3 protein-coding genes are annotated in these 3105 nt (G+C 43.1%); all 3 read left to right on the forward strand.

Going from position 1 to position 3105, the window contains the following annotated elements:
* Window positions 1-1846, forward strand: a 1846-nt coding sequence (locus GMD6S_RS11950) for a type I restriction endonuclease subunit R, EcoR124 family (protein ID WP_000001674.1), incomplete at its 5' end; no start/stop codon positions are given.
* 407 nt (window positions 1847-2253) lie between these two features.
* A complete protein-coding gene (locus tag GMD6S_RS11955; protein WP_000710794.1) occupies window positions 2254-2469 on the forward strand; it encodes a hypothetical protein in 216 nt (71 codons plus the stop codon).
* A 25-nt stretch (window positions 2470-2494) separates the two neighbouring features.
* A partial coding sequence (locus GMD6S_RS11960) for a DUF6261 family protein (protein ID WP_000161226.1) occupies window positions 2495-3105 on the forward strand: 611 nt, incomplete at its 3' end.

The following is a 3105-nucleotide window of genomic DNA, read 5'->3' on the forward strand; positions in this document are numbered from 1 at the left end:
GGACAAAATCAAGGGACTCCGCGTGGCCTTTGTCGTGGATGAATGCCACCGTGCCGTGACGCCACAAACACAAAAGGACATTAAGGCCTTTTTCCCACAGTCTCTCTGGTATGGATTTACAGGAACGCCTATCTTTAAGGAAAATAAACGCCAGCAGGTCGGTGACCTTGCCCAAACCACCCAGCAACAGTATGGAGACCGTCTCCATGAGTATACGGTCAAGGAAGCCATCCATGATGGAGCTGTCTTAGGCTTTAAAGTAGACTATCGCAATACCCTCATTACGGATAGATCTGAAGATGACATACCAGATACTGTCTACGAAAATGAGGAACACATGCTAGAAGTCTTGGATGCTATTATCAATAAATCCCGTCAACAACTAGGCTTCCAAAAAGGAGTGGGTAAGACCTACAATGCCATCCTGACTGTCAAGTCCATCCCTCAAGCCCAAGCCTACTATGACCTACTCAAAAGAGTCAAGGCTGGTCAGACACGTGTCAAAGTATCTGAGAGGGTCAAGCAGGTCCTTCCAGACTTTCCAAAGGCGACCATCACCTACTCTGTCACTGAAAACGAAGAGGACTCAAGAGCCAACCAAGACCACATGAAGCAGGTCTTAGAGGACTACAACCAAGAGTTTGATACTCACTTTACCATGGCGGATCTTCGTGGCTTTAACACCGATGTCAATAACCGTCTAGCTAGGAAACAGGATAAATACCTCTATCGCAATGAGCAGTTGGACTTGGTTATCGTGGTCAATCGTCTCTTAACAGGATTTGATGCGCCTTGTCTATCGACTCTCTTTATCGACAGAAAGCCCATGCAACCGCAGGACTTAATCCAGGCCTTTAGCCGAACCAACCGTATTTTTGATTCTAGTAAGACCTATGGCCATATCATCACCTTCCAGAAGCCTCTAGCTTTTAAGGAAGCGGTGGACAATGCCCTCAAGCTCTACTCAAATGGTGGAGAAAACGAGGTCCTAGCGCCTAGCTGGGAAGAGGAAAAGAGAACCTTTTTACGGAGTTGCAGTGATTTCCAAAATCTCATCACAGATGATCCTGAGCAAGGGCTTCAAATCGAGCAGATTTCTACACCTGAGTTGAGAAAGCTCGCCAAGGCTTATCAAGTCTTTGATAAATATCTAGCCTCTATCCGAGTGTATAAAGAGTATGATGAGGAAGAGATCTACGCCCAGACAGGACTAAGCGCAGAAGAATTGGAAAACTATCTAGGTTTTTATCAAAATATCCTTGCAGAATTAAAAAGCCGAAGAGATGATGGTGATGAGGATGGGGAGCCCCTTGATATTCACTATGAGCTGGAGTCTATCCAAGTGGATGAGATTAACTATGCCTATATCCTAACCTTGATCCAAAGCCTGATCGAGCAAGGTCAGAGTCAAGAAAAGAACTTAAGCGCTCAAGATAGAGAAGCAGTGGACACCTATATCCAAAGTCTGGAGAAGATCAACCCAAATCTTGCCCAGATCATCACTGACCTTTGGAGAGAAGTCCAAGAACATCCGGAAAGCTATCGTGGTCAGTCTATCGCAAATATCTTGGATCAGATGATTGAGGAGGTCATCCAGCAACACATCCAAGTATTTAGCAAACGTTGGTATGTTGGAGAGGATGAACTCCGTTACTATGTCGAACACTACCGCAAGGGAGCTAAAAAACAACTAGGAGAAAGCCAACTGACCAAGAGCCAGCGCTATCAGGACTATAAGATAGAAGTGGCAGATGCCCTTAATCCCCTCCTCTATAAAAAACAAATCAAGGAAGCTTGTAAGCAACTTGTCGAAGAAGTCATTGAGCCACTCAGAGTGGGGAGATAGTCCTTCGAAGTTTCGAAGACATAGACTTCCTAAATTTTATATGTATTCTAAGCTTAGAATGATAAGAAATACATAAATTTAGGTGCATTCTAAGCTTCGAATGGTCTATCTGAGAAAGTTTTGGGGTCTTCGAGCTTTCGAATAGTCGTTTTTCCTAAAGTTTAGATGTATTCTAAAGCTAGAAAAGTTAAAATCTGAAAATAGTAAGAGTCTCTATCTGACAGACGGAGTGTATTTCCAGTCAGATAGGGATTTTCTATTTCTGAAATTACTGATTTATCCTGTAAAAGTAAGAAATAGACTAAAAAAGTGCTGTTGGGATGATAAAGGAGACAGTTGAGCGGATGAGAGTCATAAGTTCTTTGCTATTTGTTAGAATTGTCTTATCAACTTAAAGGAGAAATCTGATGAAGAAAGATAAAGAAAATGAGGAGAGTATGCTATCGACACTTCCTCTATGGGGGCTCCTATTTTTGGTCTGTGTATTGCTTCAAGTCTATGTTAGAAAGGATAGACCTTTGATTCAACCTGATAGACAAGGAAGCATTGTAAAAACAGATCAAAAACAGGTCTATCTTCCAGAACTAATCCAATCTTGGTTTGATAAAGAAAAAACTAAATGATTTGTTTAATAGAAAGGTTATCATCATGACAAAAATTTTCACTATCCGTCCGCTAAGCTATACCAACTTTACTAACCGTGAGTTTGAAAGTCTCATGGTAGATACGGGTCAACTACTAGAAGTTTTTGCCAAGGCACATAAGGACGAGTCTATGTATAGCAAGCATCTCGATTCCTTCAAGAGCAAGCTAGAAGACTTCCAAGGCCAACTCGCTATTGTAGAAAAGAAAGAGGCGACGAACCTGACCGAAGTCGATCGCAATCGTGACAGTGCCCTAGTCGGTCTCTTTACTCTTCATCGAGGATTTGCTAAGATCAAGGAGACCAAACTCAAAGAAGCTCATGAGACCTTGAAGCCAGTCTTTGCCAAGTACAAGGATATCACCAAGCACAGCAATGATGTGGAAACGGCAGAAATCAAGAGTTTGCTCAAAACCCTCAGTGAAGAACCCTACCATACGGCCGTTACCAGTCTAGGACTGACACCTATGCTGACGGCGGTGATTAGTGCGCAGGAAGACTATGATAAGGTGGAAAGTCAGGCGCGTGCGCATAAGTCTGCCAAGGAAGTCGGCAAGACCAGACAAGTCCGTACCGAACTAACCAGCATCTACGACCTCTTTATGCGCTATACCGC

The organism is Streptococcus sp. GMD6S, from assembly GCF_000297015.1.